This is a genomic window from Paraglaciecola hydrolytica, assembly GCF_001565895.1.
GTDB classification, from domain to species: domain Bacteria; phylum Pseudomonadota; class Gammaproteobacteria; order Enterobacterales; family Alteromonadaceae; genus Paraglaciecola; species Paraglaciecola hydrolytica.
The window spans coordinates 1,197,867-1,223,838 of the sequence record NZ_LSNE01000003.1 but is presented as its reverse complement, the minus strand read 5'-3'; the positions used below and the strand labels follow the sequence as shown (position 1 = coordinate 1,223,838).

General features: G+C 41.5%; 27 protein-coding genes and 1 pseudogene. 10 read left to right on the top strand and 18 right to left on the bottom strand.

The features are described 5' to 3' along the window. Positions 1–669: 669 nt before the first annotated feature. The 10 genes from AX660_RS07845 to AX660_RS07800 form a co-directional block, all read right to left on the bottom strand. Positions 670–1,437 (bottom strand): class I SAM-dependent methyltransferase, encoded by a 768-nt coding sequence (locus AX660_RS07845; RefSeq protein ID WP_068374920.1) that lies wholly within the window; start codon positions 1,435–1,437, stop codon positions 670–672. Between the two features lie 125 nt (positions 1,438–1,562). Continuing rightward, positions 1,563–1,883 (bottom strand): hypothetical protein, encoded by a 321-nt coding sequence (locus AX660_RS23095; protein ID WP_131811765.1) that lies wholly within the window; start codon positions 1,881–1,883, stop codon positions 1,563–1,565. A gap of 55 nt (positions 1,884–1,938) precedes the next feature. Continuing rightward, positions 1,939–2,424 (bottom strand): DUF7000 family protein, encoded by a 486-nt coding sequence (locus AX660_RS07835; protein WP_068374910.1) that lies wholly within the window; start codon positions 2,422–2,424, stop codon positions 1,939–1,941. A 133-nt stretch (positions 2,425–2,557) separates the two neighbouring features. Then, positions 2,558–2,863 (bottom strand): DUF6966 domain-containing protein, encoded by a 306-nt coding sequence (locus tag AX660_RS07830; protein ID WP_068374906.1) that lies wholly within the window; start codon positions 2,861–2,863, stop codon positions 2,558–2,560. A 329-nt stretch (positions 2,864–3,192) separates the two neighbouring features. Next, positions 3,193–3,570, bottom strand: a complete 378-nt coding sequence (locus tag AX660_RS07825; protein ID WP_068374903.1) for a trypco2 family protein — start codon at positions 3,568–3,570, stop codon at positions 3,193–3,195. 517 nt (positions 3,571–4,087) lie between these two features. Next, positions 4,088–4,963, bottom strand: coding sequence for an isocitrate lyase/PEP mutase family protein (locus tag AX660_RS07820; protein ID WP_082768781.1), 876 nt, complete (start codon positions 4,961–4,963; stop codon positions 4,088–4,090). Positions 4,964–4,975: 12 nt separating this feature from the next. Further along, the gene (locus AX660_RS07815; protein ID WP_068374899.1) at positions 4,976–5,752 is read right to left on the bottom strand and encodes a maleate cis-trans isomerase family protein; all 777 of its coding nucleotides are present in this window, start codon (positions 5,750–5,752) and stop codon (positions 4,976–4,978) included. Positions 5,753–5,843: 91 nt separating this feature from the next. Continuing rightward, positions 5,844–7,052: an MFS transporter gene (locus AX660_RS07810; RefSeq protein ID WP_068374896.1), complete on the bottom strand. Its 1,209-nt coding sequence runs from the start codon at positions 7,050–7,052 to the stop codon at positions 5,844–5,846. Between the two features lie 14 nt (positions 7,053–7,066). After that, on the bottom strand, positions 7,067–7,825 hold the full coding sequence (locus AX660_RS07805; protein ID WP_068374893.1) for a hypothetical protein: 759 nt from the start codon (positions 7,823–7,825) through the stop codon (positions 7,067–7,069). After that, a complete protein-coding gene (locus tag AX660_RS07800) occupies positions 7,818–8,303 on the bottom strand; it encodes a VOC family protein (protein ID WP_068374890.1) in 486 nt (161 codons plus the stop codon). Before AX660_RS07800 ends, AX660_RS07805 begins: the two co-directional genes overlap by 8 nt. A gap of 200 nt (positions 8,304–8,503) precedes the next feature. On the opposite strand from AX660_RS07800, the gene AX660_RS07795 reads away from it, so the two are divergent. From AX660_RS07795 to AX660_RS07770, 6 genes are all read left to right on the top strand, one after another. After that, the gene (locus tag AX660_RS07795; RefSeq protein WP_068374887.1) at positions 8,504–9,367 is read left to right on the top strand and encodes an NAD-dependent epimerase/dehydratase family protein; all 864 of its coding nucleotides are present in this window, start codon (positions 8,504–8,506) and stop codon (positions 9,365–9,367) included. Positions 9,368–9,378: 11 nt separating this feature from the next. After that, positions 9,379–10,197 carry an SDR family NAD(P)-dependent oxidoreductase gene (locus tag AX660_RS07790; protein ID WP_068374884.1) on the top strand — a complete coding sequence of 273 codons (819 nt, stop codon included), beginning with the start codon at positions 9,379–9,381 and terminating at the stop codon, positions 10,195–10,197. Positions 10,198–10,239: 42 nt separating this feature from the next. Then, positions 10,240–11,067: a hypothetical protein gene (locus AX660_RS07785; RefSeq protein WP_068374881.1), complete on the top strand. Its 828-nt coding sequence runs from the start codon at positions 10,240–10,242 to the stop codon at positions 11,065–11,067. Between the two features lie 59 nt (positions 11,068–11,126). Further along, positions 11,127–12,425 carry an MFS transporter gene (locus AX660_RS07780; RefSeq protein ID WP_068374874.1) on the top strand — a complete coding sequence of 433 codons (1,299 nt, stop codon included), beginning with the start codon at positions 11,127–11,129 and terminating at the stop codon, positions 12,423–12,425. A gap of 23 nt (positions 12,426–12,448) precedes the next feature. After that, positions 12,449–13,300, top strand: a complete 852-nt coding sequence (locus AX660_RS07775) for a hypothetical protein (RefSeq protein ID WP_068374873.1) — start codon at positions 12,449–12,451, stop codon at positions 13,298–13,300. Between the two features lie 90 nt (positions 13,301–13,390). Next, positions 13,391–14,125, top strand: a complete 735-nt coding sequence (locus AX660_RS07770; RefSeq protein WP_082768780.1) for an alpha/beta hydrolase — start codon at positions 13,391–13,393, stop codon at positions 14,123–14,125. A gap of 215 nt (positions 14,126–14,340) precedes the next feature. Here the strand turns inward: AX660_RS07770 and AX660_RS07765 are convergent, their stop codons facing one another. The 4 genes from AX660_RS07765 to AX660_RS07750 form a co-directional block, all read right to left on the bottom strand. Further along, positions 14,341–14,793, bottom strand: coding sequence for a hypothetical protein (locus tag AX660_RS07765; protein WP_131811764.1), 453 nt, complete (start codon positions 14,791–14,793; stop codon positions 14,341–14,343). A gap of 40 nt (positions 14,794–14,833) precedes the next feature. After that, positions 14,834–15,445, bottom strand: coding sequence for an RNA polymerase sigma factor (locus AX660_RS07760; protein WP_068374871.1), 612 nt, complete (start codon positions 15,443–15,445; stop codon positions 14,834–14,836). Continuing rightward, positions 15,445–16,032, bottom strand: a complete 588-nt coding sequence (locus AX660_RS07755) for a hypothetical protein (protein ID WP_068374864.1) — start codon at positions 16,030–16,032, stop codon at positions 15,445–15,447. Before AX660_RS07755 ends, AX660_RS07760 begins: the two co-directional genes overlap by 1 nt. Positions 16,033–16,289: 257 nt before the next feature. Continuing rightward, positions 16,290–17,087: an SDR family NAD(P)-dependent oxidoreductase gene (locus AX660_RS07750; RefSeq protein WP_068374861.1), complete on the bottom strand. Its 798-nt coding sequence runs from the start codon at positions 17,085–17,087 to the stop codon at positions 16,290–16,292. A gap of 121 nt (positions 17,088–17,208) precedes the next feature. Here AX660_RS07750 and AX660_RS07745 point away from each other — a divergent pair, with 121 nt between their 5' ends. Beyond that, on the top strand, positions 17,209–17,799 hold the full coding sequence (locus AX660_RS07745; RefSeq protein WP_068374859.1) for a hypothetical protein: 591 nt from the start codon (positions 17,209–17,211) through the stop codon (positions 17,797–17,799). Positions 17,800–17,877: 78 nt separating this feature from the next. On the opposite strand, the gene AX660_RS07740 is transcribed toward AX660_RS07745, so the two are convergent. Next, entirely contained in the window at positions 17,878–19,098 is a 1,221-nt protein-coding gene (locus AX660_RS07740) for an aromatic ring-hydroxylating dioxygenase subunit alpha (RefSeq protein WP_068374856.1), read from the bottom strand. 480 nt (positions 19,099–19,578) lie between these two features. On the opposite strand from AX660_RS07740, the gene AX660_RS23460 reads away from it, so the two are divergent. Next, positions 19,579–21,240, top strand: coding sequence for an FAD-dependent oxidoreductase (locus AX660_RS23460; RefSeq protein ID WP_082768779.1), 1,662 nt, complete (start codon positions 19,579–19,581; stop codon positions 21,238–21,240). 79 nt (positions 21,241–21,319) lie between these two features. Here the strand turns inward: AX660_RS23460 and AX660_RS07730 are convergent, their stop codons facing one another. From AX660_RS07730 to AX660_RS07720, 3 genes are read right to left on the bottom strand one after another with little or no spacing between them, the layout of a single operon-like run. Beyond that, positions 21,320–22,357 (bottom strand): alpha/beta hydrolase family protein, encoded by a 1,038-nt coding sequence (locus AX660_RS07730; RefSeq protein ID WP_068374851.1) that lies wholly within the window; start codon positions 22,355–22,357, stop codon positions 21,320–21,322. Between the two features lie 12 nt (positions 22,358–22,369). Continuing rightward, positions 22,370–23,329: an alpha/beta fold hydrolase gene (locus tag AX660_RS07725; RefSeq protein ID WP_068374849.1), complete on the bottom strand. Its 960-nt coding sequence runs from the start codon at positions 23,327–23,329 to the stop codon at positions 22,370–22,372. Beyond that, a complete protein-coding gene (locus tag AX660_RS07720) occupies positions 23,326–24,012 on the bottom strand; it encodes a hypothetical protein (RefSeq protein ID WP_068374844.1) in 687 nt (228 codons plus the stop codon). Before AX660_RS07720 ends, AX660_RS07725 begins: the two co-directional genes overlap by 4 nt. 371 nt (positions 24,013–24,383) lie before the next feature. Between AX660_RS07720 and AX660_RS07715 the strand changes: the two genes are divergently transcribed. Both AX660_RS07715 and AX660_RS23280 read left to right on the top strand, forming a co-directional pair. Next, positions 24,384–24,986 (top strand): GNAT family N-acetyltransferase, encoded by a 603-nt coding sequence (locus AX660_RS07715; RefSeq protein WP_068374841.1) that lies wholly within the window; start codon positions 24,384–24,386, stop codon positions 24,984–24,986. 104 nt (positions 24,987–25,090) lie between these two features. Beyond that, positions 25,091–25,972: pseudogene (locus AX660_RS23280) on the top strand (DEAD/DEAH box helicase); the annotation flags it as partial.

Below are 25,972 nucleotides of genomic sequence, written 5' to 3'. Positions count from 1 at the left end.
AGCGTGGCATGACCAAATAAACCATGAAAAACACAACTACGCCAGTGACTATAAGCGTGGTTAGCGGTGAGCTGCTTGGAATCCCAAGCAACCGAAGCCCGGGATCTACGACTAGCGGCACCACTAAGGCCAATGGATAGATAGCCGACCACGTAATCAGGTACTGCTTCCATCGCACAGGGAGCCTTGCTTTGGCGCCGGCGGGAGTAAACCAGAAATCCAGCCCGCTGCTGATATAAAATTCATCGACTCCAGCAAGCAGTGGCTGAACTTTTGTTATAAGTCTTTCGCGTTCACTCGAAGACATCCACTTCTTAAGGTTCACCGTCGTATCGAACCGTATGATTACAGTATAGGTCTCAGTAATTCCTTTAATAGGGCGTACTATATGCCAGTCCAAATGACCTGGTGATGCTTTGCACAGCGGAGCAATCTCGCCTAACCAACACTCGTACTCTGTATGTTTATCCGAGCGTATTCGATGTGTAATGACGACAGTAGCACCGCTATCATCGGTTGCAAGAGTTTGGTTCATATCATAAACACCTATAACAATAACTAGACGACTTTGTGTGAGCCAAGGCTTTGTTAAGCGGAAAATAATGGGTGGCTAAGATCGCGAAGCGATGGCCAACTGTTATTTTTTCCTTTTAAGTACCTTGTTAGGTATTAAGAGATGCTACATTTTTTTGCCCATGCACAAAAGCTCATGTCACTAATGTAAACATTTGATTTATCATGAGACTCGTCGATTAAATTTTCAATTAAATTGATAATATCTAGCTGAGTCGCTAGTCCTTTATCTACCAACCTGTGAGTCAATAATTTGATCATATCCGAAAGAATATACTGTTCTCCTTGACCCTGAATGACCGCTTCAGCGTAAACCTGTTTAAATTCAAGACCAGAATTTATAAGAGTTTTAGGTAAATTAAACCCCATTGTCATATGTGCACATTCCGCCTTCAGCATAGTTCTTATCAATTCGACAGCTTTATCATGAGCAGGCATTGGGGTAATACTAGCGGGAACAATTGTAGGATCTGACTCCTGAAACATAGCTATCCCATCTTTTTTAAGGTATTTAGATAAGTCTTTAATGACAGTTGAGGGGGTCGCTAAGTACATTAAAATTCGTCTACCAATTAAAAAATCAAACGAATTTTCCTCAGTTAAACTCATGTCCACAGGAAAACTTGTTATGTCGCTTTCAACAAACTGAACATTATTATATTTAAAAGTATTGATTTTACTTTGCGCTACCTCAAGGGCTTTTCCATTATTGTCTACTGCAACAATGATTCCTTCAGAGCCTACCAGATCAGAAAGTTGACGAGTAAGCTCACCATTTCCACAACCAATTTCTATAATTTTTGCACCAGACAAAATACCAAAATTCGATAAGTGCCGTATTAGCATTGAATCATTTCTTTTCATCTACAAGTCACTTAATCTTTTATTACTAGATTTGCCTTTATACAGGAGTTAATAGGGCTAACGTTTGACATATTGGGGGGGAGGAGCGCTTTTTCTGCAAGTAAAATTCCCATCAAGATATTTTGTTATACGTCGGAACCCGACAAAACGCTGTTTAAGCCATTGTGGATAAGCTTACCTTGCAAATATCTATTTAATAACGTTGGCCCAGTAACGGAAATAACAAACAACAATAATGTTGGTATTGAGAAAAACCCAAAAAATGATATTGAAAGCGCTACTGGAAGAAAAAATAGGCTAAGACAGCCGAAAAGATAGCATGCGCTTCTACCTGAGAGTTTTAAATTTACAAACGCTTCATATCGGGCTTTTTCCAAGATTTTCTCTTGCTCATCGACAGGTAAATGACTTATCTCTGAATAGTAATTTATATAAGCCTTACTCATAATTTACTCTTAGATGTATAACGCTGTTTGATTGCATTGTTATGGTCTATTGTTCTTATTTTTCAAGCGTTTTAAATATTTCTTTCGAAACCGAGTCAAACGCAGTATGAATGTTCTTTGATAATTTCTTGTAATTTTCAAAGTCGGGACTAGGCAATAAGACAATTTCGAAAATTGAATATTTTGGCATAACCTCACCAGTTACCCACTTTGAGCCCTTTAATTTTTTCCAGTTACTGACCTGCACATTCTTTGTTTGGCCAAGTAGCCAAAGCTCGAAGTGAGCTTGCTGATGATTAAATACAATGGCGAACTTAAGCTTTCGATCTTTGAGATAATCGTTTTGCAAATAAAAATAGGTAACGTCAATATAACCGTGCAGCACATTTGCAACCGTATATTGATTTTCAAATATTTTTGAAAAGTCAGTTCTGAGGTTCTGAACGATACTGACTAAGCTTTGGTATGTTTTTTGAATTTCTCCGCTAGCGAAAGTTTTCTTATAAGCCGGTATTAGAGAATTTAAACCTTTTTCTGACATTGAGGGCACTCCCTAATTCGTACTTAAACATAACGCTTGCAATAACGTGAAAAACTGAGTGCTTTGCAACGAAGTTGCAGCGAGGATTTTTCCCAGTGAGCAAAGCGAATGATGTTTATTGTTTCGTTAGGCGCTACCATTCAAACATCCGTTTAAGCCAATTGTAATTATTGTGGCAAAGTTGCCACAGCTTTGTACGCAACTCGATACCTCTTGTAACTGTTTCAGGTTTTGCACCAGTAAAGTTGAGCTCATCATTAAAGCTGCCCATCCCTCCATAAGCTCTTAGACAGTGAAGCATGCTCTTATGAGGTTTACCTTCTTTCAACAGACAAATTGATTTCATAAAATAATCTGCCCAGTGACTTTCATTGTAAGCAAGAAGCAAATTATGTAATTCGTTTAAACAGAGTCGATATTGTTGGTATTTCGAACTCATCAGGTACGCCTAACGCTTAACATATGGGGATTTTAGGAGCGCTGTTTCAGCGAGTAAAATTCCCACCATGATGTTTTTGTTATATGCACTCACTTAATTAAACCCCACTCTAGTAAGGACAGGAATGTTTGAATAGCAATAAATGCTACCGAGTAACAAAGCACCAAGGAAACTCGAAACTATCAAAGCTACAATTGCGATTTTTGTGTACTTATTCTCTACCAAGTTTTACTTTCCTTGTAATAGAAACCTAACGCTCCGTTAACGGGCGAGCGCAGTTTGCGAGTCCGTGCCAGCGTTGTTTGCTGGCGTTTTCGTTAAACGGCTTGTTATGTTTCTTTGCTTGGTAATACTATTGGAACCGAAAATTTGATTCTAGAATTGGTGCCTGTTTTAGAAGATGTCTCTAGATCTCCACCAAGACCAATTGATAACACTGATATTTTTCCACCCGCTTTGGTTTTATCTGTTTCGTCTACAGTCACCGCTATATCAAAATCAATTTTTTGTACTACTCGAGTACCTTTTTCAACATGATCTGGAATATGTTCAGGCTTTGTTCTGCCAAGAGCCTGAGATTCTTTGGAATTGATTTTGAAGTCTTTCGGACTAACGATAGCGTTTGTATCAGATAGGTTTTCGCTTGCTTCCAATATACCTCTAGATATTTCCTCTATCGTAGAGCTAATAAAATTTTTCAATTCCATGATGATTCCTCCTTAGAAACATAACGCTTATTAACGAGCAAAGCGCATTTGCAACTGCTCGGTTTGATTATTTTATTCGTCATTTTTAGTGCTTACCTTATGATTTTATTAGGTATTTTTCACTTCAATTAAACTAAAGCTGCGTTTGATCTAAAAAGCAAAAGGAGCCTGACTTTAACGAGACTTTTTTCGCTTCTTATTAAAAACCATGTGTAGAATATTTTCCATAATTAAATTAATAACTTAGCAATTATGGGAAAAACAAAGTGAGACCTATTAAATTTATTTAATAGGAAGGGAAAAGGCGGTTTTTAAGAAAATCTTATTATACCTGTATAAATTATTAGCGAGTGGTTTGAGGAAATGATAGATCCGTTTGTCTGAGCTGCCGTCGTATAGAATGCGGTAGTTTAACGACCGCTTCAGCCTTTGGTAGGCTCAAACCAAAGCTCAAAATTTGACAATTTCTTGTATAGGTATGAACTACCTGTTGAGTTAGGGATTTAATTGGCAGCGCCTAATTTGAACCGTATTTTTTAGCTTGTTCGAGCAGTGAATCGGCACCAAGTATGGCGTTGATTTGATTAAGGTCCATAAGGGCTTGATTAAAACTGCGGGTGTCGCCAGTTTGTTGGATGTGCCTAAGTAATTCCTGGGCTTTGGGCACAAAGGCGTGTAATAAGGCTACAGGATAGAGGGCGATTTTATAACCTAGCTCGGCTAGCTCATTGGAACTGGCAACGGGGCTGGCTCCACCTTCCACTAAATTGTGCACAAGTGGCACTTTGGCACCAAATTCTCTGGCTATGATCTGCATTTGTTCGAGAGTTTGTGGGGCTTCAATAAACAACAAATCTGCGCCTGCCTTAAGATACAATCTTGCACGCTCCATGGCATCGTCAAAACCATTCACTCCTAGGGCATCAGTTCGGGCGACTAACAGGGTACTTTCGCTTTCTCTGGCGTCTAAAAAGCTATGGATCTTGCCGACCATTTCGGCAGCAGGTACTACGTTTTTACCGCGCATATGGCCACAGCGTTTAGGCATGACCTGATCTTCCATCTGCATGGCGCTGGCACCCGCACGCTCCAGTACTTTAACCGTACGTTGAGTATTTAGCGCATTGCCAAAACCGGTATCAATATCAACGATCAAGGGTAACTCTGTGATTTCTCGAATTAACTCAATGGTATTGGCGACTTCAGTCATGGTGACTAAACCAATGTCTGGCACACCAAAACGAGAAAAAGCGATGCCTGCACCCGATACAAAACCAACATCAAAACCCGCTTGTTCAACTAAGCGAGCAGATAAACCATCAAAAATACCTGGCGCTTTAATGATGCCGGGTTTAGCCAGCGCCTGTTGTAATTGTATCGAGTGTTTTAACATAAAATTTTATCGTTACTCTGGAATGGAAATATGTTCGGCCAATAAAGAGCCAAAGCCTTGGATGCGATCCTGGATACCATTGCTGCGTAGCGCATGCCAAAAGGTCAGAGCGTTAATGGCCAACACAGGTTTACCTAGTTCTTTTTCAAGCTGGGCGGCAAGTTCGACAAAATACAAATTGGTGCCTGCTTGTAGGATCAAATCAACGTCATCACCATTGACTTCGTCTACCAGTTGGCGAGTTTTGGCAAAACTTTCGTTAGCTATCTCCACTGGCCCTTGTGAACAATGGCCAGCAATACGGACCACTTCATATCCAATGTCGGACATAAACTTAACCACCTGTTTATCACCCACTGGCATATAGGGTGTAACTACTCCGATTTTTTTTACTTTGGGGTAGCACTTCAGTGCATCCACAATAGCTTGCGCACCAAAGGTAATATTGCACTTACCTTTGGCTTGGGCGATGTCATTGTACTTATTAAATTCACGATCGGAGCGGCCTTTGCCATCCCAAAAGGTTTCGGCGGAATAACCAAAAATGACGTGATCAGGGCGACAGGTAAGTGAGTCAAGCAAACCTTGTTCAGTGGCATTACCTATGGCTTGGACCATTTCCACAAATTCTTTTTCGTTAGTCACTTTAAAGGGCGGGATCACACAACCTCGAGTGGCGAGTACCACACCTACTGGGCACATTTTGTGGTATTCCGTCTCAACTGCGGTATTAGTAGAAGGCACTAAAAGTGCGAATTTTTTACGATAACCATAGTAGTCTTGTGACATAAGTTTTTCCCGTTATTCTATATTTGTATTAATGCTATATCATTATCTTATAGTGTTGTTTTAACAAAGCAATAGTAGATTTGTTTGCATCTTAGAGACTTGAATTTTGCATATTGCTGGCAAACCATTGACGTTGGATGGCCAATGCCACAAAAAACAACGCAATGATGCTACAAATAGCCAGTATCAAGGGGCTCTGCATGCCAAATCCCACATAGATAAAACCCGTTGAAAAGGTCGCAATAGTACGAGCCAAAGTGCCTAGTGATGAAAATACGCCCATCACACTGCCTTTTTCATTGGCACCGGCTTTTTGCGAAATAAGACTTTGAATACAGGTAGTCATCAAACCTGTCGATGCGGCTTGCATGGACATCGCCACTAACACCGCCCAATAAATTTGCTTGGAGCCTGTATAGATCATCAACAGCATAGACACTGCGTACAGCCACGAACTGAATTTGAGCAGCTTATGTTCGCCAAATTTTTTGCTTAGTTTACCTACTAAACCACCTTGTACTGCGGCTAGGGTTAAACCTGATACCAGCAACATAGGAGCGAGCCCTTGGGGCCCAGAAATAAGCCCTAAGTCTCTGGTCCAGATGGGGAATATGGCTTCAAACAAACCTGCAGCCAAGTTGAATAACACCCCGCAACCAATAATAAGTAATAAAATACGGCGTGATAAAATGGTTTTAATGGCTGACCATTGGGTGACTCTGGTTTTTAGTTTTGAGCTTGCGAGGTCTTCTTTGCTCAGGCTTTCTTTTAAGAAAAAGACGATGCCTAAAAATGATATTAATGACAGGGCGGCAGAGCTTAATGCCGGTAAAAAGAAGTTGGCGTTAGCAAAGTCATCACCTGCCATAATGCTGCCAACCGCAGGGCCAATAACAAAACCTAAACCAAAAGCGGCGCCTATCATGCCCATGCCTTTTGCACGGTTACTATCGTCGGTAATGTCAGCGATATAAGCTTGTGCTGCAGCGATATTACCGGCCATACAACCACTGAGTAAACGCGACAAAGCAATCATCCACAAGGTATCGGCAAAGGCTAATAATATATAGCCAAGGCAAGCACCAAACATGCTCAACATCAATATGGGTTTACGGCCATAATAATCGCTTAAACGCCCCAGTAATGGCGCAGAGATAAACATCGCCAACGAATATAAACCCATCAGCAAAGTGGCTGTTTCTGGGCCGCCGCCTAATTGCATTACATAGTAGGCAAAAATGGGGATCATGATGCCAAAACCTATCATGTCGACAAGTATGACAATAAAAATGTTTAACATAGGGTGTCCTGCTGCTAGCGATCTATTGGAGAAAATTGTTGGTAATTATGCAGTTCTATTTGCCAATGTTGGGCCGGGCTTTGTTGCCAACAATATTTGAGCAATAAACCCTGTGAATTAAGCCAGAACACCGCCTCATCTTCACTTTGATAACGCTCAGACAAATAGGCATATCGACTAGTGTCATATTGTTTTCCAGCTATGAATATTTGCTCATCGCCAAACTTTTTGGCACTGCGTATACTTTCTGTAGGGTGCAAAAGGGATGTGCGTAACTGCGGTGTTTGAATGTCAGGCACCACAGTAAGTAGTGGCCCTTGCAGCGTCAGCTCTTGGATAATGTCGCCACTAAAGACCCGCATTAAAGGGAAAAATAGGAATTTATCAACACGTTGTTGGCTGTTAATGAGTTGCTGTCCATCACAGGTAAGGTTGCTGCTAAATTGTTGTTGCTCAGCGTTATAAACATACTGGGCACAAATATCTGACTGAGCTTGCTGCTGCCAACTAATGTGAGTCGAAAAGTCATTGTTGCCCTTAGCTGCTGGGCTAGTGTGATGCTTGACCAAAATTGTAATGCCATAGTCATCAGCAAAACGGGCGCAATGCACAAGTACCTGTCCCTGGCTATTTTGCGCTTTACACCACGGCTCTACGACTTTTGCCGCAGTTCCATTAAGCCAATAAACATAGTGGCCACTTTCAATTATGTTGAAGCCAGTAGGCAGTGGTGGTAGCAGTAGCTTATGTAAGCGCTGTTGTTGCTCAGCCATGATCAATGACTTCTATGAGCTCGATCAAAATACCACCTGTGGTAGCCGGATCGAGATAAACCATCTTTTTAGCGGTGCTTGAGGTTTTAGTCATAGTGATGACGCCGTTCGGTGTTACGTGGCCTGCTTTAATGCCGTTTTTTGCAAGTATTATCATGGCACCATCAATATCTTTTACACGCCAGGCCACATGGTTAATACCTGCACTACCACTGGCACCGGGTGTTACTAGTAGTTGTTTAAAGTGCTCTGAAATAGGCTCAATCAATTCAAACTCGGTATCTTGTACTTGGATCAAGGCAAAGCGAGTCGGCACATTTTCGGTTTGGGTAAAGGGTGGTATAACCTTGATGTTGTCGTCGCTGATGCCATACAGATTTTTAAAGGCCGCAATACTGGCTGCCAAATCAGCCACAATATGCCCCACATGCTGAAAGCCAATAATGTGTTCTGCTAAGCTTTGTTTTATTCCATTCATTGTTTTACCTTGGTCTTTGCCGATTATTGTGTGGTGCTAAAAGTCTGTTACTTAGTCACTCAAGCTCTTCCTATCTTTATCTTATCTACTTGCTGTTTTTGTTTGTTAAAAGGCTTTTTATATCTTATGTTTGACTAAATGATATAATATTAATACATTATGTCTATATGACATTCTTTTTACAATACAAAAGGCATTAAATGAAATTGTTTATTCTCGGTTTAGGCCATGTAGGTAAAGCATTAGCATCAAAACTCAAAGCAGATGGCCATAGTGTGTCTGGCAGTACGACTACCCTTGAAAAAGTAGCAGAGCTGGAAAAACTAGTTGATTCAGTACATGTTTTAAAAGGTGAAGAGAGCGAAAAAGTAGTGGCTGCCGCGCAAGGTTGTGACGCCATCATAGTGACTGTCGCGCCCAATGTTAGAAACACACGTACCAAAGAAGAACGCGAAATTCATTATGAGCAGGTATTAGTACGTAGTTGTGCAAGCGCCAACATGGCTTGCCCACGAGTGATCTTTTTGTCGTCATTTTCAGTTTATGGCGATGGCGGCGAGGGCAGTGCAGCCATTGATGAAAATACCCCTACCGCTAACCACCAAGAGCCTTCTTCTAAATACTATCAACTAGCCGAGCAGCAAGTACTTAAGTCAGCTCAGGGCTGTGTATTACGTTTTCCTGATATGTATGGTGCACCGGGTGATTTTAGTTTTCCCCAACGGGTAAAGATGGCCATGGATTACTTTGCAGGTAAAGCCATCTTTAGTGCTGATGCCCCTTTGTATGCCATTCATTTTGAAGATGTGGTTAATGCTGTTCACCACGTGATCAGCGCCCAACTTACCGGGGTTTTTAATGTTTGTGATAACGATAATGTGCCCGCCACCAATAAACGTGTATTTGATGCTATCTGTGATGAAAATGCGTGGCCACGTTTGGAGTTTTTAGATCAAATCAAAGCCCCGAAACGCAAAATATCGGCCGCTAAAATTTATGCTACTGGCTATCAGGTCAAACATCCTGATCCAAATGCTGATGTTGTTGCCAGAGTCTCGGTTTAAGGGGGAGGCACATGGCTAATATTGTTATCACCGGCAGTACCAAAGGCATAGGCAAGGGCTTGGCTAATGAATTTGCGCGTTTAGGCCACAAGGTTGTTATTAGCGGGCGCCAGCAAAGTGATATTGATAACGCCATTAGTGAACTTGCCTATCCAGCAGAGCAAGTGATTGGTTTGGCCTGTGACACGACAGATAAAAGCCAAGTAGAAGCTTTATGGCAGTTTGCTATCCAGCACTTTGGCCAGGTGGATATTTGGCTCAATAATGCAGGTTTAGCTCGTACGGTATGGTCAATTTTAGATACCCCAGATGGTGAAATTCAAAAAATGGTTAGTACCAATGTTTTGGGCACGATCAATGGTTGCAAAGTGGCTGCTCGTGGTATGCAACTCGCCGCAAGCACGCGCCGTTCAAACGATAAACCTAAGATATTTAATATGTTAGGCGGCGGCAGTGACGGTGAGTATTTTGCGGGCATGGGTATTTATGGTACCACCAAACGCGCCCTTAATTATTTCACCGATGCACTAAGCAAAGAACTAAAAAGCGACAACATCTTAGTGGGCAAAATTCGCCCGGGCATGATCATTACCGAGGGGGTGATCCGTGAAGCCAAAGAAGATTGGGACAACTTTCAAAAACGCCGAAAAATCGCCAACGTCTTGTGTGATCACGTGGAAACCGTGGCGCCTTTCCTCGTTAAAGAAATTTTAGCCTTTAATAAAACTGGCGCAAAAATTCGTTGGTTAAATCCCTTAAAAATGAGTGGTCGCATGTTGATTTCAATGTGGCGTAAGCCTGCGGATAAATTTGCCCGCTTTGGTTTGTAACTCAGCTATTTCTAATACAACAGTCAATAAAAGAGAAATAAGATGTCAGTGACTAAAAATAAAGAAACCAAAACCTTAGACGAATTTCTAGCGGAAAACCCCAATGTGGATGTGAGTCGTTATTGGGAACGTTGCTGGGGGATTTTAACCGCCCTTAAAAACAAAATTACCACTAAATTTCCTCATTTAGACCAGCATCCATCGACCTTTGATCGTGAGTATTACACCTCACCCAATGGCGAATTTGAGGGCTCTTATGCTGCTTGGACAGGCAACGGTGTTGAATGGCTGGTTAATTCGTGGATAGGTAATCGTAAAGCCAGTATTTTGGATATGAATACCACGGCATTTTTAGGGCAAGAAACCGACGTACCACACTTAGTGATCGTGTTTGGTACTGTGCCGCAATTATTCTGTTATTGCGATTACACGCCCCGCAAAAACCTGTTAACCAATGTAGATTATCTCGACAAATATTACGGTCAAGAAGTTAACGATTGGTATATGAAATTGCGCTCACACCCTAATTTTCATTGGTCGGTAAGCCACGGCAACTATATGCGTGCCTTAATTAATCCTGCCACCCAAAGTTTGATGGGCGAGTTAAATGATCAAAACATCAGTATTTTTGAAACCTACCTACATGAAATGGTTGACCGCTGGTTATCTTGGTTAGACAAGGCCACGCCTGTGCCTGAATCAGAGCGCGCAGAGCTGCAACGCAGCGACCATATTATTCGTGAAATGGGCTATCGCCGTGATCCCATGAACAAGTTAGCCGCCAATGTTTTTGGTCAAGACGAAGTAGAAAAAATGATCGAAATGCGTATGGGTAAACAACAAATTGATGCCAATAAAAAGTATGTATAGTCGCACTTATATTTGACTATTAATTACTAAAACAATGAAAACACTAAGAGTTTAAGCATATGCCACAAGTAACATTTTTGGGTGTAAAACTGGTTGATGGTTTAAAACGACGGAATTGGCTGGCTTATTTATTCGCTGTATTTATTTCGTCGGGTTATGCCGGAGCCTTATCCATATTACAACCTGGTTTGTTGCAAGTTATTGGTATTCCGTATGCAGAGCAAGCCACCTTAACCGGTATGTTAGGTGGCCTACAAGAAGCCATTTTTATAGTAATGATGGGCCTTTACGGTGTATTGGCTGACCTTTTTGGTAGGCGAGTGGTATACGTGTTTGGTTTGGCCCTAACCGCCATTGGTTTCACTTTATATGGCTCGGCAACTTCGGTTGAAGAACTGATTTTGTATAGGGTGATTGTCGCTTTTGGCTCCGCCGCCATAGTGGGCATGATGGTGACTGTGGTGGCCGATTATTCACACAATACTACCCGTGGCAAAGCCAATGGCATGCAAGGAGCAGTTGCAACCTTTGGCGCATTTATTCCGCCCATATTGGCAGCTTTGCCCAAAGGCTTTGTGACGTCCGGCTACTCAGAAGCCACGGCTCAACAAGCCACCTTTGCCATAGCGGGTGCACTAGGCGCAGTGGCTGCCGTAGTGGCCTTTATTGGTTTATCAAAAATGATTGGTACTGTGGTGCAAAGCACCAAAGAGCCTTTGTTGGTGATGTTAAGTAAAGGCGCCAAGGCGGCAAAAAATCCAGCCATTGCTTTGTCCTATGGCGCTGCTTTTATTTCTCGTGGTGATTTAGCGGTAACTGGCGCTTTTATGGGTTTGTGGTTGGTCCAATTTGGCACCGGGACCTTGCAGTTGTCGACCAGCGATGCCATGGCGCAATTGGCCGTGCCAGCCATATTAATGGTGGTTGGAGGGGCTTTAGTGGGCTCCATATTAACCGGATATATCAGTGATAAGGTTACCCGTATCTCCGCTGTGTCAATAGCCTCGGGCTTAGCTGGCTGTGTTTATAGCGCCATGTATTTTGTTAGTGATCCGACCGCCAGTTGGGTATTTCCTTTGTTGTTTGTCATGGGCATAGCTGAAATCAGTGCTTTTGTAGCCAGTCAGGCGCTAGTGGGTGAGCAAGCGCCCAAAGATCGCAAAGGTGCAGTGATAGGTTTATTTGGGGTTGCCGGCGCCGTAGGTATTTTACTTGCCACTACGGGCGGAGGTTATTTGTTTGGACATGTATCGCCATCAAGTCCATTTGTATTATTTGGCGTACTGAATTTAGTCGTTTTTGTTTGGAGTCTGATCTTATCAAGGCGCCTATCAAATTTAAAATCAACAGAACAATAAGTGTAATTACACAAGGTAAAATCATGACACAAATGCCTATTGAAACTAAACCCACGATGACAGCTGAGTTTGCCCGCCATTTAGATAGCGGCCAAAAAATAGACACCAGTGAAACCTATCATGAGGTATTGGCGCTGCGCGATCGTATTTGGGATTATGTGCAATCACAGCTCAGTTTTACTGAGGATTTAGGCTGTGCTGATATCCATGAATTTTCTGATCTCAGTGGTAATCCACTAGGCCGTATGCGCAATTTTAGCGGCCAAGGTGATAATCCTGTGGATTGGGTTATCCATTCGAATATTGGTTCTCCAGAAAATACCTTTACCAATATCCATTTAACCTTTTGGATGAAAGACAATACCGACATCCCCCATTTAGGCCTAGCCTTTGGTACGCTGCCAGAAGCCTTTTATTACGCCGATCTCATGCCACGTTACGAATTAGTCTGCCATCCAGAGCACGTTGAAAAATACTATGCACCAGTGAATCAACTGGCCATGGAACATTTGACTGCTTTGTATCAAGAAGGGGTTAAACCTTTTCATGCTGCCATGCCCTTTATCCGCAGTAGTATTAGTCCTTGTGGTATTTGTGGAGTAGGGCCTTTAGCCTTTTATAAACAACACGCTGAAGACAAAATTATGGCCATGGTGGAGTATTGGGTTAATTTGGTAAAAAATGCCAAGCTAGACAGCGATGCTGCCGAGTGCGCTAAACGTCGTCATCGTGATTACCAACAACGTAAAAATATCGTTTATTTAGATCCAGCCAACCCCATAGCCGCACGTTTAGTGGGGCAGGAAGCAGCTGATCGACTAGTCAGAATATTGGCTGGCGAAGAACGTAATGGTCAGTTCTATTCACACGATTAAGTGTTAGGTGTATGGGTTTAGAGTTTTTCGACTGAGACAAATATTATCTAAGTGCGGGTTTAAAATGTTGCGTTAACAGAGGATTATTTTATGTTGAAAAAGGTGTTGTTGGGCTTTGTGGCCCTGATCGTATTAGTGGTTGGCGCTACGGCTGTATGGATGAGTATTCCGTTTTCTTACAACCAACAACAAACCAGTGACGCTTTAATCTCCTCTGCTACCGTTACCGTCAGTCAGGGTGACTTTCTCGTTTTTAGCCCGGCGCAAAATATTCCACAAAGTGGCATTATTTTTTATCCTGGCGGTAAAACCAGTGCTGCGACTTTTGCTCCTTTTATGCGTCGTTTTGCCGAACAAGATTATCTAGCCGTTATTGCCCCTATGCCTCTTAAAACCGCCTTTTTAGGTATTAATAAAGCAGACGATGTGATGGCAGCTTACCCTGCAGTCAAACAATGGGTTATCGCTGGCCATTCCTTAGGTGGGGTAGGTGCAACTGAATACATAAAAGGCGCTGATTTAACCAAGGTAAAAGGTTTACTGTTATTGGCTTCTTATCCGGCCAGTGATATTAGCGGCTTAAATGTTGCCGTAATGTCCATTTCTGGCGCCAAAGATCTGCAATCAACTCCGGCAAAAATTTCAGCGAATGCCCCCAAGTTACCTGCAACAACAGAATACGTTGTTATCGAAAATGCTAACCACTGGCAGTTTGGCTCTTATTCAGCCGACAATACCAAACAACAAGGTTTGCTCAGCCCTGACGTACAAGCCGAGCAAGTTTTTAGTCATAGCCTAGGGTTTTTGCAGGGCTTGGGTTTTTAGCTGAGCGTTGAGTTGGAGAATTTGTTTTGTTGTCGTAGGTCAAATCCGATTTACGCTTTGAACTCAAGGGTTGTGAGCTATTATCCCTGTCATTTAAGAGCCATCAGGAGACAGTCGACTACTTTCACGGCAATAGTTGGTTTACTAAGAAAAGCGCTCAGTCAACATATAGAATTTAAACTGTGTTTTGGATAATTATCGTTAAGTCCAGAGTTTTATATTCTAGATAGATATTGTTTATCTAGAGAACAATACCTTTTTGACATAGCGTCACCACAAACCAAGCTTTCTTCCGAACTCACTACTTGAGTCCATTTATGGAAACTTTCGTACTCATCAAATGCAGTTTTTCCTATTGATTCAAGTTCAATTATAAATTGTTTCTGCACATTTAATTGTGGCTGAAATGTTAAATAGTGAACTAAAGGAGCTATCAATGCTATTGATGCAGCAAGTGCTAAAAACTTACTATAATTACTTTTAGTATTTGATTTTTTTATACGCTCTTGCAGCTTTATTTCGAAGTCACTGTTTAATGATGGCCCCTTCAGACTTTCAAGCTGCTGTTTTAAAAAGAGAATATTTTGTGTTTGATTAAAACACTGCTTACATTCTTGTACATGTTTTTTAATCATTAAGCTTTTTTCATGGTTCATTTCGTTATCCATGAATTCACCTAAATTTATCTGGATATCGTTACATTTCATCTCAATTATCTCTTAAAGCGCTAATGACTTTTTGTCTTGCTGTACTTAGTCGAGAACGGACCGTACCTAATTTAATGTTTAAAATTTCACTCACTTGCAAATAACTGAAATTTTCTTTATCACATAAGTAGATTATTTGCCTCTCATCCGCGCTTAGACTATTGATAGCAAGCAGAATCTGTTTTTGTTCAGCCTCATTGCTCAATTGGTCATGCAAATTAATAATCTCTACATCTTCCGATTTATTTAACAACTGAGAGAAAGAAAAGAACCGACTATTTGAGCGAAAATAATTAAGCACAATGTTCTTTGCTATTGAAAATAAATATGTCGAAAATTTTGATTCATGTCGAAAATTTTCAACTTTTTTGTAAAGCTCAACAAATACATCCTGAGTTAAATCTTCTGCATCATGACGATGTTGTTTTATCTGAAAATAGATAAATTCAAAAACCCTTTTTTTATATCTCTGTACAAGAAGTTCATAAGAACTCTTTGAACCCTTAACAAATTGAGAAATGAGCATTTCGTCTGATGGCTCAGACGAAATTTGAGTTGCTAATGGTGTTACTTTTAAAGTGTTATCAACCTCCCTTTTAAACACTGAATTCATTATTCGTTCTCGAAACTCAAGTTTTTAGTTTTTTTTTGATTTTTCGATGCGTAAAGATCAGTTAAAGGGGTGTTCTTATCAACAATTTCAAAACTTAGATTGTCGAACCAAACTTTGCCGTTCCCATTAAGTAATACACCATAAGCCATATTTTTAGCGTTGGTAGGTATGTCGAGAACCAAAGAGTATTTTGACCAATCTGTGGTGTCTTTAATTGCTCTATTGTTCATGTTGTCAAAAGCTAATGGTGTAGTAGTTTGTTCTCCATCGATTCTAAACCAGCCTCCTGTCCATCCAGTGACATCCTGAGTTTTTATATAAATCGTTAATTGAACACGTTTACCCAAATAATCTTCAACACTAGAATTTTGCATTAACGTACCGAAACCGTTTGATTCGGCGTTATCAGACTCAATAAATGCTGATTTACCACCATCAAAAGTAATATTTACATCTACACCCATTTTGTAGTCAGTCGGAGCACTCCCTGCCTTAAACCAGCCTTCAGGTAAAACTTCATTAGCTAAAGTTGGTAGTGAATTCATTGTCAAAATACTTGTTAATATGGCTACACAATATAATTTCATCTTAAATTTCCTTTATTAGTGTTGACCTTATGTAACCATACACTGCAGGTAGTTCATTAATTTTCAGAAATTTATAAAATGTCGTTTTTTTAGGAAACATCCAACCTAACCATACTTGAACCACAACTTAACGCTCAAACTTGCTATTGTTCCAGGTTGAACGTCTCCTTCATACTAATTGGGATCGTTTGGCAACTGTCACAAGTAGAGCGGCAAATGCATTAAGCAGCCTATAAACTTGATTTCCAACCAATACCTCAGCCTACATCAGCAAACAAATCACGTTTGTTAAATGCTGCTGTCATAAAACGCCAGAAGGCTTTGCCCCCCGTTAACCACGCTACTGTTGCACCAGATTTGTTGGCTGCAAGAATGCCGTTTACTAACCATGGTGTTACGGTTTCAACCTTGTCACCGAGGATATTAAATATCTTTTTCACTTTTAACCATTCTGGCGATGCGGTGTCGTAATCACCGATCAGCAAGTCGGTTACCACTATGCCTGGGCTTAAGGTGTTGACTTGCACTTGAGTGCCTTTTACTTCTTTTTGCAGGGATTTATTTAAGTAAGTGACCGCGCGTTTAGTGGCACCATAAATCGCCATACCTGGTTGAGTGGCGCCGTTACTGCCAAAACCTTCCATATTCCATATTTGACCATGATTTTGGGCTTTCATGCCTTTAAGTGCCACACTGGTGGCGAGGATCACGCCAGTTAAATTAGTATTAATAATATTACTGATGTCGCTGACGGCTTGCTGTTCCAAAGGCTTACGTGGCAAGCTCATACCAGCATTATTTATCCAAATATCGATACTAGTATAGGTTTTCACGGCATGTTGCCACAGTGCCTCTAAATGCTCATGTTGCTGAACATCACAGGCAATGCCAGTGACGTTAGTTTGGCCATATTGGCTAGCTAAATCAGCGACGACAGCATCAACTTGATCTTGCTTACGAGCAGTGATCACAACCTTGCAGCCGCGTTTCAAAAAATTCTCAGCTAAACCTCGGCCAATGCCACGGGTACTACCTGTTATAATGACTGTTTTCATTTTTGCTCCGTAAAAAGTTTAGGCACAATACATTGGTACCAGTGCCAGTAAGATACTTATTGTTATAACTTTAATACAAATGTAAGCTTGGTGATAGTGTAAATTTTCCATAGGACAACTAATGACAACTGTTTTTCCAGTGGGCAGTGTGGCTCACACCCTAATGCAATTACGCGGTACTTGGCACGATAGTGTTGAGTTGTTTAATTTAGACGGCTCACCCTTAATTGACGATACCCAAGCGGGTAGTGGCACACCAGGTTTGTCGCCTTTTGATAATATTGTGTACATCGACTTTGATGGTTTAAATTTTAAAATCACTAATGTGCATTTTCGTGGACGTCCGGCGCTAGCCAAGACTTTTACCGGTAAGTTAGTCGATGGATTATTAGTCTTTGATCCTATGGGGCCGGGTAGTTATGAGAATGTCGGTATGTCTGGCGGGCCGGGAATTTTAACCTTTACTGCCAGACAGCTAAATCAGGCAACTAATGTCTATATGGAGCCTGACTTTATTATAGTAACCGCACCTGGCCATCGTACTCGCCATACTGTGTTATATCGCAATGGCCAAGCTACACGGACGCTGACAGCGAAAGGGGTGCGTTTGTCGCCCAGCTGTACTAAGCGCCATGAATTAGATCCCAGAGGGCTAGTGGGCGATGTACATGAAGCGCAGTTTCAAGCCAGTATTTGGCAACACTTGGTTTAACCATTAGATAGAGCATAAAAAAACGCGACTAAATCGCGTTTTTTTGTGCTTTTAATATGGTGTTATATACCTGTTTAATTAGGCAATAATCACGTCTTTTGAATTAACCGAGTCGGTGGTTAAGGTATCAACCTGTTGTTCAAATTCATTTTTAACACTGGCTTTTTTGATTGGTGCAACCGTAGGCATTTGCTCAAATACCCAACCATCACCGTCAATTAGGGCTTGTCGTCTGCCCGGAGAGGCAATGGTTAACACTTTTTTGCCCTGATGTTCGTCACGAGCTTTAGTATCAATTTGCCAACCTTTTTCTTCGATCAATTTACGTCGCGCCATACGGAAGGTACTCATAAATTTATCTGACTTCACTGATACCTCGTTGGCCAAGGTTTCCGGTAAATAATAGGGCTGAGAGTCTTGCACTATGGTGGCATCTTCTAACAAGATGGTTTTTAGACGTTTTAATGAACCTTTGTCAAACAATCTTGATTTAAAGAAACTTCTGAATTGCCACGCAAAAGTACGGGTGGTATGTTCATCAACTGGGGTATTGGCATCAAACATAACAATGTGCCAACCAGGTCGGATATCAATTTGTATTCTGACTATCATGCCGGGCAAATGCCATTCGGGATGAACTTTGGTTTCTTGTTTGTCTTTACGTAAAAAATTACGCCAGCCTAAAAAGCCACCTTTTAATTGTGGCGGATACATAACGTTAGTGGATTTTCCCCACCATTCATGTTTTTCCACATCTTCAATAAAGTTGTCTTCAGCGGTACTTGGGTAACCAAATACTGGGTGTACAAAAGAGGCATGGGCGATATCAATCCCGTTTTCAACCACACGAGAGGCTTCGGCTTTCCAGCTAAATTCAGTTTTTAGTCCGCGCCAATTTTCATCACCAAATTCTGGTAAGGGTGGAATAGGGAAGCGCTCTTCAGCGGGTAAGTCGCCCATAAATACCCAAATCATGCCGTATTTTTCTTCTACGTCGTAGGCATCTACTTTGAATCGTTTAGGTACTTGGAACTCGTCACCTTCAGAAGGGATTTTTTGGCATTTGCCTGAGCCGTTATATTCCCAGCCATGATAAGGACATACCACACAGTCGCGTTTTTCATTAACCCAACCACCAGAGAGGGAGCCGCCGCGGTGCAAACAAACATCGGCCATGCATTTTACTTTGCCTTCTAGATCACGGAATAAAACCAGATTTTGCCCCACTAATTTGGTTTTTACGGGTTTGTCTTTAACCGTTTCTGACCATTCTGCAACGTACCACAAGTTCATTAACATGGTCGCTATCCCCTTAATTATTAAGTTTTTTGTATCCTACGTTTTGCCACAGTAGGTGGCTCGTAATACGTAAATTTTAATTATAATGACTTAAATCTCTGTATACATATGTGTTAATGATTTAGCACTTTTTATAAATATTAATTTTGTACAAACTATCTTCGTAAGCTCATTTATCTTAAGTGATAGTTAGCTAGTTACAAGTAATTAGATGTAATGTCATAATAATATATCATTTGAGCCGGGTTTAGCAAAACATTTGGCAGAATTATCTGGCTAGACTGCTTGTTAAAACAAGTGAAGCTGTTTTTCATTATGAATGCAATGATATAATTATATGTCATTTGTTTTATGCCGATGGCTTGGGTATTATCCCGCACTCTGTTTAACACAATATAAAATTTTGCAGTACTTCGCCCAAGCTTATCTCACAGTGTATGGCGATAAAAACTGAACAGCGATAATTAGACTGAGGTAGTAATGTCACAATATAAAATTTGGGAATGTCAGGTTTGTGCTTGGATCTACGATGAAGCCAAAGGCTGTCCAGCAGAAGGCTTAGCATCTGGTACTCGATGGGAAGACATCCCTAATGATTGGGTTTGCCCTGAATGTGGTGTCGCTAAAAGCGATTTTGAGATGATAGCAATCAGTGACGCCATTCCAGCAAGTTCTATAGTTAAAAACCCTGTGACTGCAACCAATGAGGTGTATGAATACAGTATTTGGGAATGTCAGGTTTGTGCTTGGATTTATGATGAATCATTAGGCTGGCCAGCAGATGGCATTGCTCCTGGTACTAAGTGGCAAGATATTCCAGCAGACTGGGTCTGCCCGGAGTGTGGGGTTGAAAAATCAGATTTTGAAATGCTCGAAACTAAACGGGTGCAAGTCACAACTGAACACGCTGCCTCTTCAGTTTCCACAGTTGAAGTCGCCGTTAGCGCTGAGTCAGAGTTAAACGCTTTTGATCCATCACAAGCGCCTATTGTAATTATTGGTAGTGGACTCGCGGCCTATAACTTGGTTAAAGAGATCCGTAAAACTGAGCTAAACACCGCGATTTACTTGTATACCATCGATGACGGCAGCTTTTATTCTAAGCCTTTGTTATCTACCGGTTTTGCTAAAAACAAGACAGCCGCTGAACTTGCCAGTCAAAGCGCCGAACACATGGCTGAGCAGTACAAAGTGCAAATTCATATTTTCAGCCAAGTGACTGCGGTTGATACCACAAACAAGTCCATTACTGTGGGGCAAAATGGCTCACAAGCCTATAGCAAACTCGTGTTTGCCACTGGGGCAAGTTGTATTCAGCCACCACTAACAGGCAATGGCTTGCAGCATGTTTATAGCGTTAACAATTTATTGGATTACGCAAAATTTAGAACTATTGCTAAACATAAGAAAAAGATCCTGATCATTGGTGCAGGTTTAATTGGCAGTGAATACGCCAACGACTTGCTGCAAGCGGGTTATCAGATTGATGTGGTTGATCCTATGCCAAGCGTATTAACAAGTTTATTGCCCCAGCAGGCCTCACTATCGGTTGAAAATGCCTTACGTAAAGCGGGCGCCAATTTCCATTTTGGTACCGTAGTTAAGCAAATTGAGCAACACCAATCCGGCATCATCGCCACATTAGAAAACAATACCCAAATTCAAGCTGATCTGGTGTTATCCGCCATCGGTGTAAGGCCTAATATCAGCCTAGCAAAAGCGGCTAACATTCGCGTAGAACGTGGCATTGTGACCGATAAAAGCTTGCAAACCAGTGTTACCGACGTCTATGCCATTGGTGATTGTGCCCAAGTTGAAAATCACGTGTTGTTTTACATCTTGCCCTTAATGGCTCAGGTGCGTGCCTTAGCTAAAACCTTAGCGGGTGAAAAAACTCTAGTGAGTTATCCCGCCATGCCGGTGATGGTAAAAACCACGCTATTTCCGGTGGTGGTTAATCCACCTGCCAGACAAAGCGACGGCAGTTTGGTGGCTGGAACTTGGGTAATAGAGCAGCAGTCTGAACGGGGTATTAAAGCGGTTTACCGACAAGGAGAGCAAGTTTTAGGTTTTGCATTAACGGGCGATCAAGTAAGCGCCAAAGTCCAACTTGAAAAACTCTGTCCTACCATAATGAACTGAGCCTAATAGATCATTGTTAAAAACAAAACGCCACATCATATTGTGGCGTTTTTGTTAAGCTAGTTAGCTTGTCGCTGCGTTATTTGTATCTAAGCACCGAAAAACCGCCAGTGAGCTGCTCAAGTTGTGCACTTTGCAAAAAGCTTTTGGCTTTGTCATCACCTTTTAAATAAGCATCCAAAAAGGTAGTTGAGCTGGCATTTAACATGGTTAATGCGTCTTGTTGAGGGGCGACATCCCGTTCAGGACGACAGATCAAATTCCCCAAATAATGATCAGCACCTTGGGTGACTAAAGCATATTTATCGTGGGGCAGGGCAGTTTCAAAGGACATCAGGTGTAATTGCCATTCAGTAAAAAAATGGCTATCCACGTCCCAGGTGCCGGTAGATACAAAAGTTGGCGTACTTAAGTTCTGCCAACTTTGTGCGGTAATTTCTTCAAACATAGGGCCAGGCGGAGAAATCGCCACTATGGCCTTGACTCTGTCGTCACCATAAAAATGATAGAGTTTATCATCGGTATTGTAGGTGCCAGCGCCACCAAACTGTTGGGCGGTAAAGGCACCAAAGGAATGGCCTACTAGCGCGATGTTGTTAATGTCACCTTTGCCCTTGAGCTTAGGATAGCTAGTTTCAAGCTGAGTGTAATGGTCGATTAAAAAGGTAAAATCTTTGACTCTGTGTTCAATCAAAGCAAAGTTGCCATAACGTAAACTATTAAAAATACCACTGGCCATTGAGCAGCAATCTCGATGATTTGGCGCGATAACCACATAACCATGACTCACCCAAAAAGTGATCAATTGATCGTATTTATCTTTAGTTGACCAATTGCCGTGAGAGAAAAACAAGACAGGGTAATCTTGCCCTTGCTCAGGAAAAAACACACTAAGTTCAAGTTCGCGTTCATTATCACTTTTAGATTCAGGCACAGAAAACAACAGTGATCGCCCGGTAACCACAGTTAAAGGGCCAACCTCTATATGAGGAATGAGAGCCAGTTGTTTTTGGTCTGCGTCTAGAGCTTGTGCGCTTGGCAATACGGGCTCACTACAAGCCACAATTAAGCAAGTAATGAATAGGGCGACACTCGTTTTTATTGCAGTTTTTAACATGGAGTTAGTGCCTTATGGATGACTATTACCTGTTTGAGCTTGTACAAATGTGGCGAGATCCAGCGCGCCTTGCACAGGGATTTCTAGCGGGATGACATGGCCAATATTGGGATAAATAATCTTTTGTACTGAAGGACTAGCAGTGAGTTTTTTCATAAACAGCGCAACATGCTCAACCGGTAATTGTGGGTTTTCTTCACCCCACATCACTAGCGTGGGTGCCGTTATTTGCGCCAACAAAGGTGTAATGTCATTTTTATCGTAACTACTCATGCGTTCATACTCAGCCATACGATTACCGTCGCGGCGATACATATCAAAAAATTCAGTCAGTAGCTCTGGGGTGACTAAGCTATCGTCGATAATGGGAGCTTTAAGAAATGCTTCAAATAGTCCCTCTGGCAATAAATAGAAAATAAAACCACCCCAACTGGGTAAGGTACGATCCATGTATTTATTAGAGGTTTTAGGCATGCCCGGTGCATTCATTAATACTAGGCTTTGTATACGTTCAGGATGGGCTGCCGCAAAGGTGTAAGCTATCCCTGCGCCGGTCGATGAGCCCACTATACTGGCTTGTTGAATGGTTAAGTGATCCAACAAACCAGCGACTAAATCACTACTACGCTGCCGAGAATAGTCATGACTGGGATCAGGTCCCGTCAGACCATGACTAGTCAAATCAAAACGCACAACAGTGAAATCATGTTTGAGTACATCAACCCAAGGTTGCCATTGGCGCATGGTATAAAAGTGGGAGTGGATCAAGACTAAGACAGGGCCTTGCCCCTCAACTTTATAACGTAGTTTTACCCCGTCGATATCAACGGTTTGCAAGTTATCACCGCCATAACGACGTTCAAGTTCGTCAACAGGAATATCACGGTAAACAATCAATACCCATAAAACATAGACAACAACGACGATGGCTAGCAGCTTTAAAGGAAAGGTAATAATCTGCCTGGCTCTCATTTTGTAGCCTCTTGTGTCGCTCCTGTTGTGCTCGTCGAAAAATGCTTAAGTGTTGTTATCAGGCTCAAAACAAAGATGATTTCAGCAAAGTTACCAGCAAGAAATCCCCAGGCTTGGGTGGCCGATGCGCCATTGACCACAAAAATAAACAGCGCGCCTAAAAACAGTATTTTCCAGCCACTTTTTCGCCATAAATATCCTGCCAGTATCAAAGTCACTATATTCGTGACTATGGTAGCCATAGGCGCAGATGAATTGGCATTAGACATACGAGTGATGCCAAAGGCGCTTTTTTCCACTAGTTGTAAGTTGACGAGTTCATGACTGATGCCATACGCCAAAGCGCTAATGGTGACGAGCAGACAAAAAGCAAAAAACAGGGGGCTTTTTCCAAGTGCGATGCCACTTTGGCGAATAATCGCGTAGGTAAATAAACTCAAAAACGGCAGCACTAATACATGTAGATAAAAACGTGGAATATTAATGGTGGCAAACCAGCTTTCTTGTATAAACCAATAACCGCTTGCGACCACGAGGTTGTCGTAGGTCATGCCACACAGCAGAGCACAGATAAATACGCGAGGCAGTTGTATGATGGCTTGTTTGGGCAGTGGCATTTTTAACAAATACACTAATAAACACAGATCAATAAGTGCAAAGCTTAAATTTAACAGTGAAATCACGTGGTTTATCCCCAGTTGTTATCTTTTTAGTAAGACCATTACAAATCAAGTAGGCGACGCTTTCAAGTAAATATTATATTGTTATAACATTAGCTTATTTTTTTGTAGCTGCTTTAAGTCATAAATTGAGCTCAACTTTGGCTGCTACACCCTGCATGTAGTAATACACTTGGCAAAAAAGAAGATTTATTTTGCTCATTATCGAATAGGGAAGGGGCATTATCTCGATAATAAATTCAACTCCCATTTTCGTCCTAATAGGCAAACATAGATTACCTCTTTGCGATGAGTTGGAAATATGGAAATATAACAAACTCGAATTAAGCTCATGCTTAGTTAATAAAAGTAAACTATAAAAAAGGGAAATTAGTATGAATGCTCAACCATGGCTTGCTGCTGTTGAACTACAGGGAAAAAATGTCACGCTAGTTCCACTCACAAGCGACCACGCTGCAGCCTTAGTCGACGCCGCGTCTGATGGCGAGTTATGGAATTTATGGTATACCAGTGTGCCAAGGGAAAACTCAGTTAAAAGCTATATTGAGTTTGCCCTAGCGCAACAAAACTTAGGTAGGGCACTTGCCTTTGTAGTGATTGAAAATGCCAGTCAAAAAATCATTGGTTCGACACGTTTTTGTAATGCGGATCCCGCCAATAGAAGAGTCGAAATTGGTTATACCTGGTACGCCAAAAGCTTTCAAAAAACGGTGGTTAATACTGAATGTAAACACCTGCTGTTGAGTTATGCATTTGAAGCGCTACAAGCCATAGCGGTAGAGTTTCGGACTCATTGGCATAATCAAAATTCACGTAATGCCATTGCCCGTTTAGGCGCGAAACAAGATGGCATATTGCGTAATCATCAAGTGATGGCCGATGGCAGTTATCGAGATACCGTGGTGTTTTCCATTATTAACAGTGAGTGGTTAGCGGTGAAAGCGGGGTTAGTGTTTAGATTAAATTCCCAATCTTAAGTCAAAAAGACTTATTTTGTATTGTTGAGATTAATTGTTTCGCTACGGCATTTTTGGTAATTTCCATTCCTTAAAAAACGCTATGTATTAAGAATCAAATCAGAATGAAACTTGCCGCTTTAATTCAGCCAACCATCAATCAACAAATTGACTCTTTATATCAGGTTTTTTCAACACTTACTGAAGCTGAACAAACGACCTTAATTATATTGGCTGTGGTGTACAAACCTATTGGGCAATTAAAGTTAGATCTGCTTATCGATAATTTAGCCAGTAGAGGCTTTTTAATTGGGGGAAAAAAGGACTTTTTACTCACTAAAGCGTGCAAGGAAAAACTCACCAAACACGCCTTATTGATCCCTAACCGAGAAGGTTTGCAACTCAATAAGTTACTGGCAAACCGTCTAAGCGCAGAGATTGAGCAATACTCTCATTTATTTGCCCTAGCAAGGCAGAGTAAAACCCCGTCGACCTTTATCGAGATTATCAAAGCCGCCGAACAGGTTGTGCCGGTGGTGAATAGTTATAATTGGCAAAACAAAGTGGTCGATAGGCACAGAGTCATTCGCGATCTGTATTTTTTGAACTTTACTGACAAGTTTGCTGCGGCCTTTGAGTTTAATAAAAACCCACAAGTTGTTGATCATGCACAAAATCTCATCCTGCTTGAAATTCTGTTTTTACCTTTTGATTTAAGCAGATTTTTACAATTACCCGCCGACTTGCAATACCAAGCCTTTGCGACCTTGATCAGAACCTTTCAAATGCAAGGGCAAAGTCTTTTTTATCCTGTGCAATTATTAGAGCAAGTGTGCGCAGCCCATGCAGACGCAAGCAGCTCCCTAGACTATATCGACTGTCAGCATTTGCTGGCTGAGCAGTATTTGTATCAACTGCGTTTTGATGATTTTAAGCTTGTACAACTTAACCAAGATCTCAGCAGTTATGGTTTGCAGTTACAAGGCAGCTATTGCTTTTTAACGGGC

Excerpts from the sequence above, each read along its gene's own strand:
- AX660_RS07785 (WP_068374881.1), top strand. The coding sequence starts at position 10,240 with ATGTCAGTGACTAAAAATAAAGAAACCAAAACCTTAGACGAATTTCTA.
- AX660_RS07790 (WP_068374884.1), top strand. The coding sequence starts at position 9,379 with ATGGCTAATATTGTTATCACCGGCAGTACCAAAGGCATAGGCAAGGGC.
- AX660_RS07780 (WP_068374874.1), top strand. The coding sequence starts at position 11,127 with ATGCCACAAGTAACATTTTTGGGTGTAAAACTGGTTGATGGTTTAAAA.
- AX660_RS07740 (WP_068374856.1), bottom strand. The coding sequence starts at position 19,098 with ATGTTAATGAACTTGTGGTACGTTGCAGAATGGTCAGAAACGGTTAAA.
- AX660_RS23460 (WP_082768779.1), top strand. The coding sequence starts at position 19,579 with ATGTCACAATATAAAATTTGGGAATGTCAGGTTTGTGCTTGGATCTAC.
- AX660_RS07725 (WP_068374849.1), bottom strand. The coding sequence starts at position 23,329 with ATGAGAGCCAGGCAGATTATTACCTTTCCTTTAAAGCTGCTAGCCATC.
- AX660_RS07800 (WP_068374890.1), bottom strand. The coding sequence starts at position 8,303 with ATGAATGGAATAAAACAAAGCTTAGCAGAACACATTATTGGCTTTCAG.
- AX660_RS07845 (WP_068374920.1), bottom strand. The coding sequence starts at position 1,437 with ATGAAAAGAAATGATTCAATGCTAATACGGCACTTATCGAATTTTGGT.
- AX660_RS07770 (WP_082768780.1), top strand. The coding sequence starts at position 13,391 with ATGTTGAAAAAGGTGTTGTTGGGCTTTGTGGCCCTGATCGTATTAGTG.
- AX660_RS07805 (WP_068374893.1), bottom strand. The coding sequence starts at position 7,825 with ATGGCTGAGCAACAACAGCGCTTACATAAGCTACTGCTACCACCACTG.
- AX660_RS07795 (WP_068374887.1), top strand. The coding sequence starts at position 8,504 with ATGAAATTGTTTATTCTCGGTTTAGGCCATGTAGGTAAAGCATTAGCA.
- AX660_RS07715 (WP_068374841.1), top strand. The coding sequence starts at position 24,384 with ATGAATGCTCAACCATGGCTTGCTGCTGTTGAACTACAGGGAAAAAAT.
- AX660_RS07825 (WP_068374903.1), bottom strand. The coding sequence starts at position 3,570 with ATGGAATTGAAAAATTTTATTAGCTCTACGATAGAGGAAATATCTAGA.
- AX660_RS07755 (WP_068374864.1), bottom strand. The coding sequence starts at position 16,032 with ATGAAATTATATTGTGTAGCCATATTAACAAGTATTTTGACAATGAAT.
- AX660_RS07830 (WP_068374906.1), bottom strand. The coding sequence starts at position 2,863 with ATGAGTTCGAAATACCAACAATATCGACTCTGTTTAAACGAATTACAT.
- AX660_RS07745 (WP_068374859.1), top strand. The coding sequence starts at position 17,209 with ATGACAACTGTTTTTCCAGTGGGCAGTGTGGCTCACACCCTAATGCAA.
- AX660_RS07760 (WP_068374871.1), bottom strand. The coding sequence starts at position 15,445 with ATGAATTCAGTGTTTAAAAGGGAGGTTGATAACACTTTAAAAGTAACA.
- AX660_RS07835 (WP_068374910.1), bottom strand. The coding sequence starts at position 2,424 with ATGTCAGAAAAAGGTTTAAATTCTCTAATACCGGCTTATAAGAAAACT.
- AX660_RS07815 (WP_068374899.1), bottom strand. The coding sequence starts at position 5,752 with ATGTCACAAGACTACTATGGTTATCGTAAAAAATTCGCACTTTTAGTG.
- AX660_RS07765 (WP_131811764.1), bottom strand. The coding sequence starts at position 14,793 with ATGGATAACGAAATGAACCATGAAAAAAGCTTAATGATTAAAAAACAT.
- AX660_RS07750 (WP_068374861.1), bottom strand. The coding sequence starts at position 17,087 with ATGAAAACAGTCATTATAACAGGTAGTACCCGTGGCATTGGCCGAGGT.
- AX660_RS07820 (WP_082768781.1), bottom strand. The coding sequence starts at position 4,963 with ATGTTAAAACACTCGATACAATTACAACAGGCGCTGGCTAAACCCGGC.
- AX660_RS23095 (WP_131811765.1), bottom strand. The coding sequence starts at position 1,883 with ATGAGTAAGGCTTATATAAATTACTATTCAGAGATAAGTCATTTACCT.
- AX660_RS07730 (WP_068374851.1), bottom strand. The coding sequence starts at position 22,357 with ATGTTAAAAACTGCAATAAAAACGAGTGTCGCCCTATTCATTACTTGC.
- AX660_RS07810 (WP_068374896.1), bottom strand. The coding sequence starts at position 7,052 with ATGTTAAACATTTTTATTGTCATACTTGTCGACATGATAGGTTTTGGC.
- AX660_RS07775 (WP_068374873.1), top strand. The coding sequence starts at position 12,449 with ATGACACAAATGCCTATTGAAACTAAACCCACGATGACAGCTGAGTTT.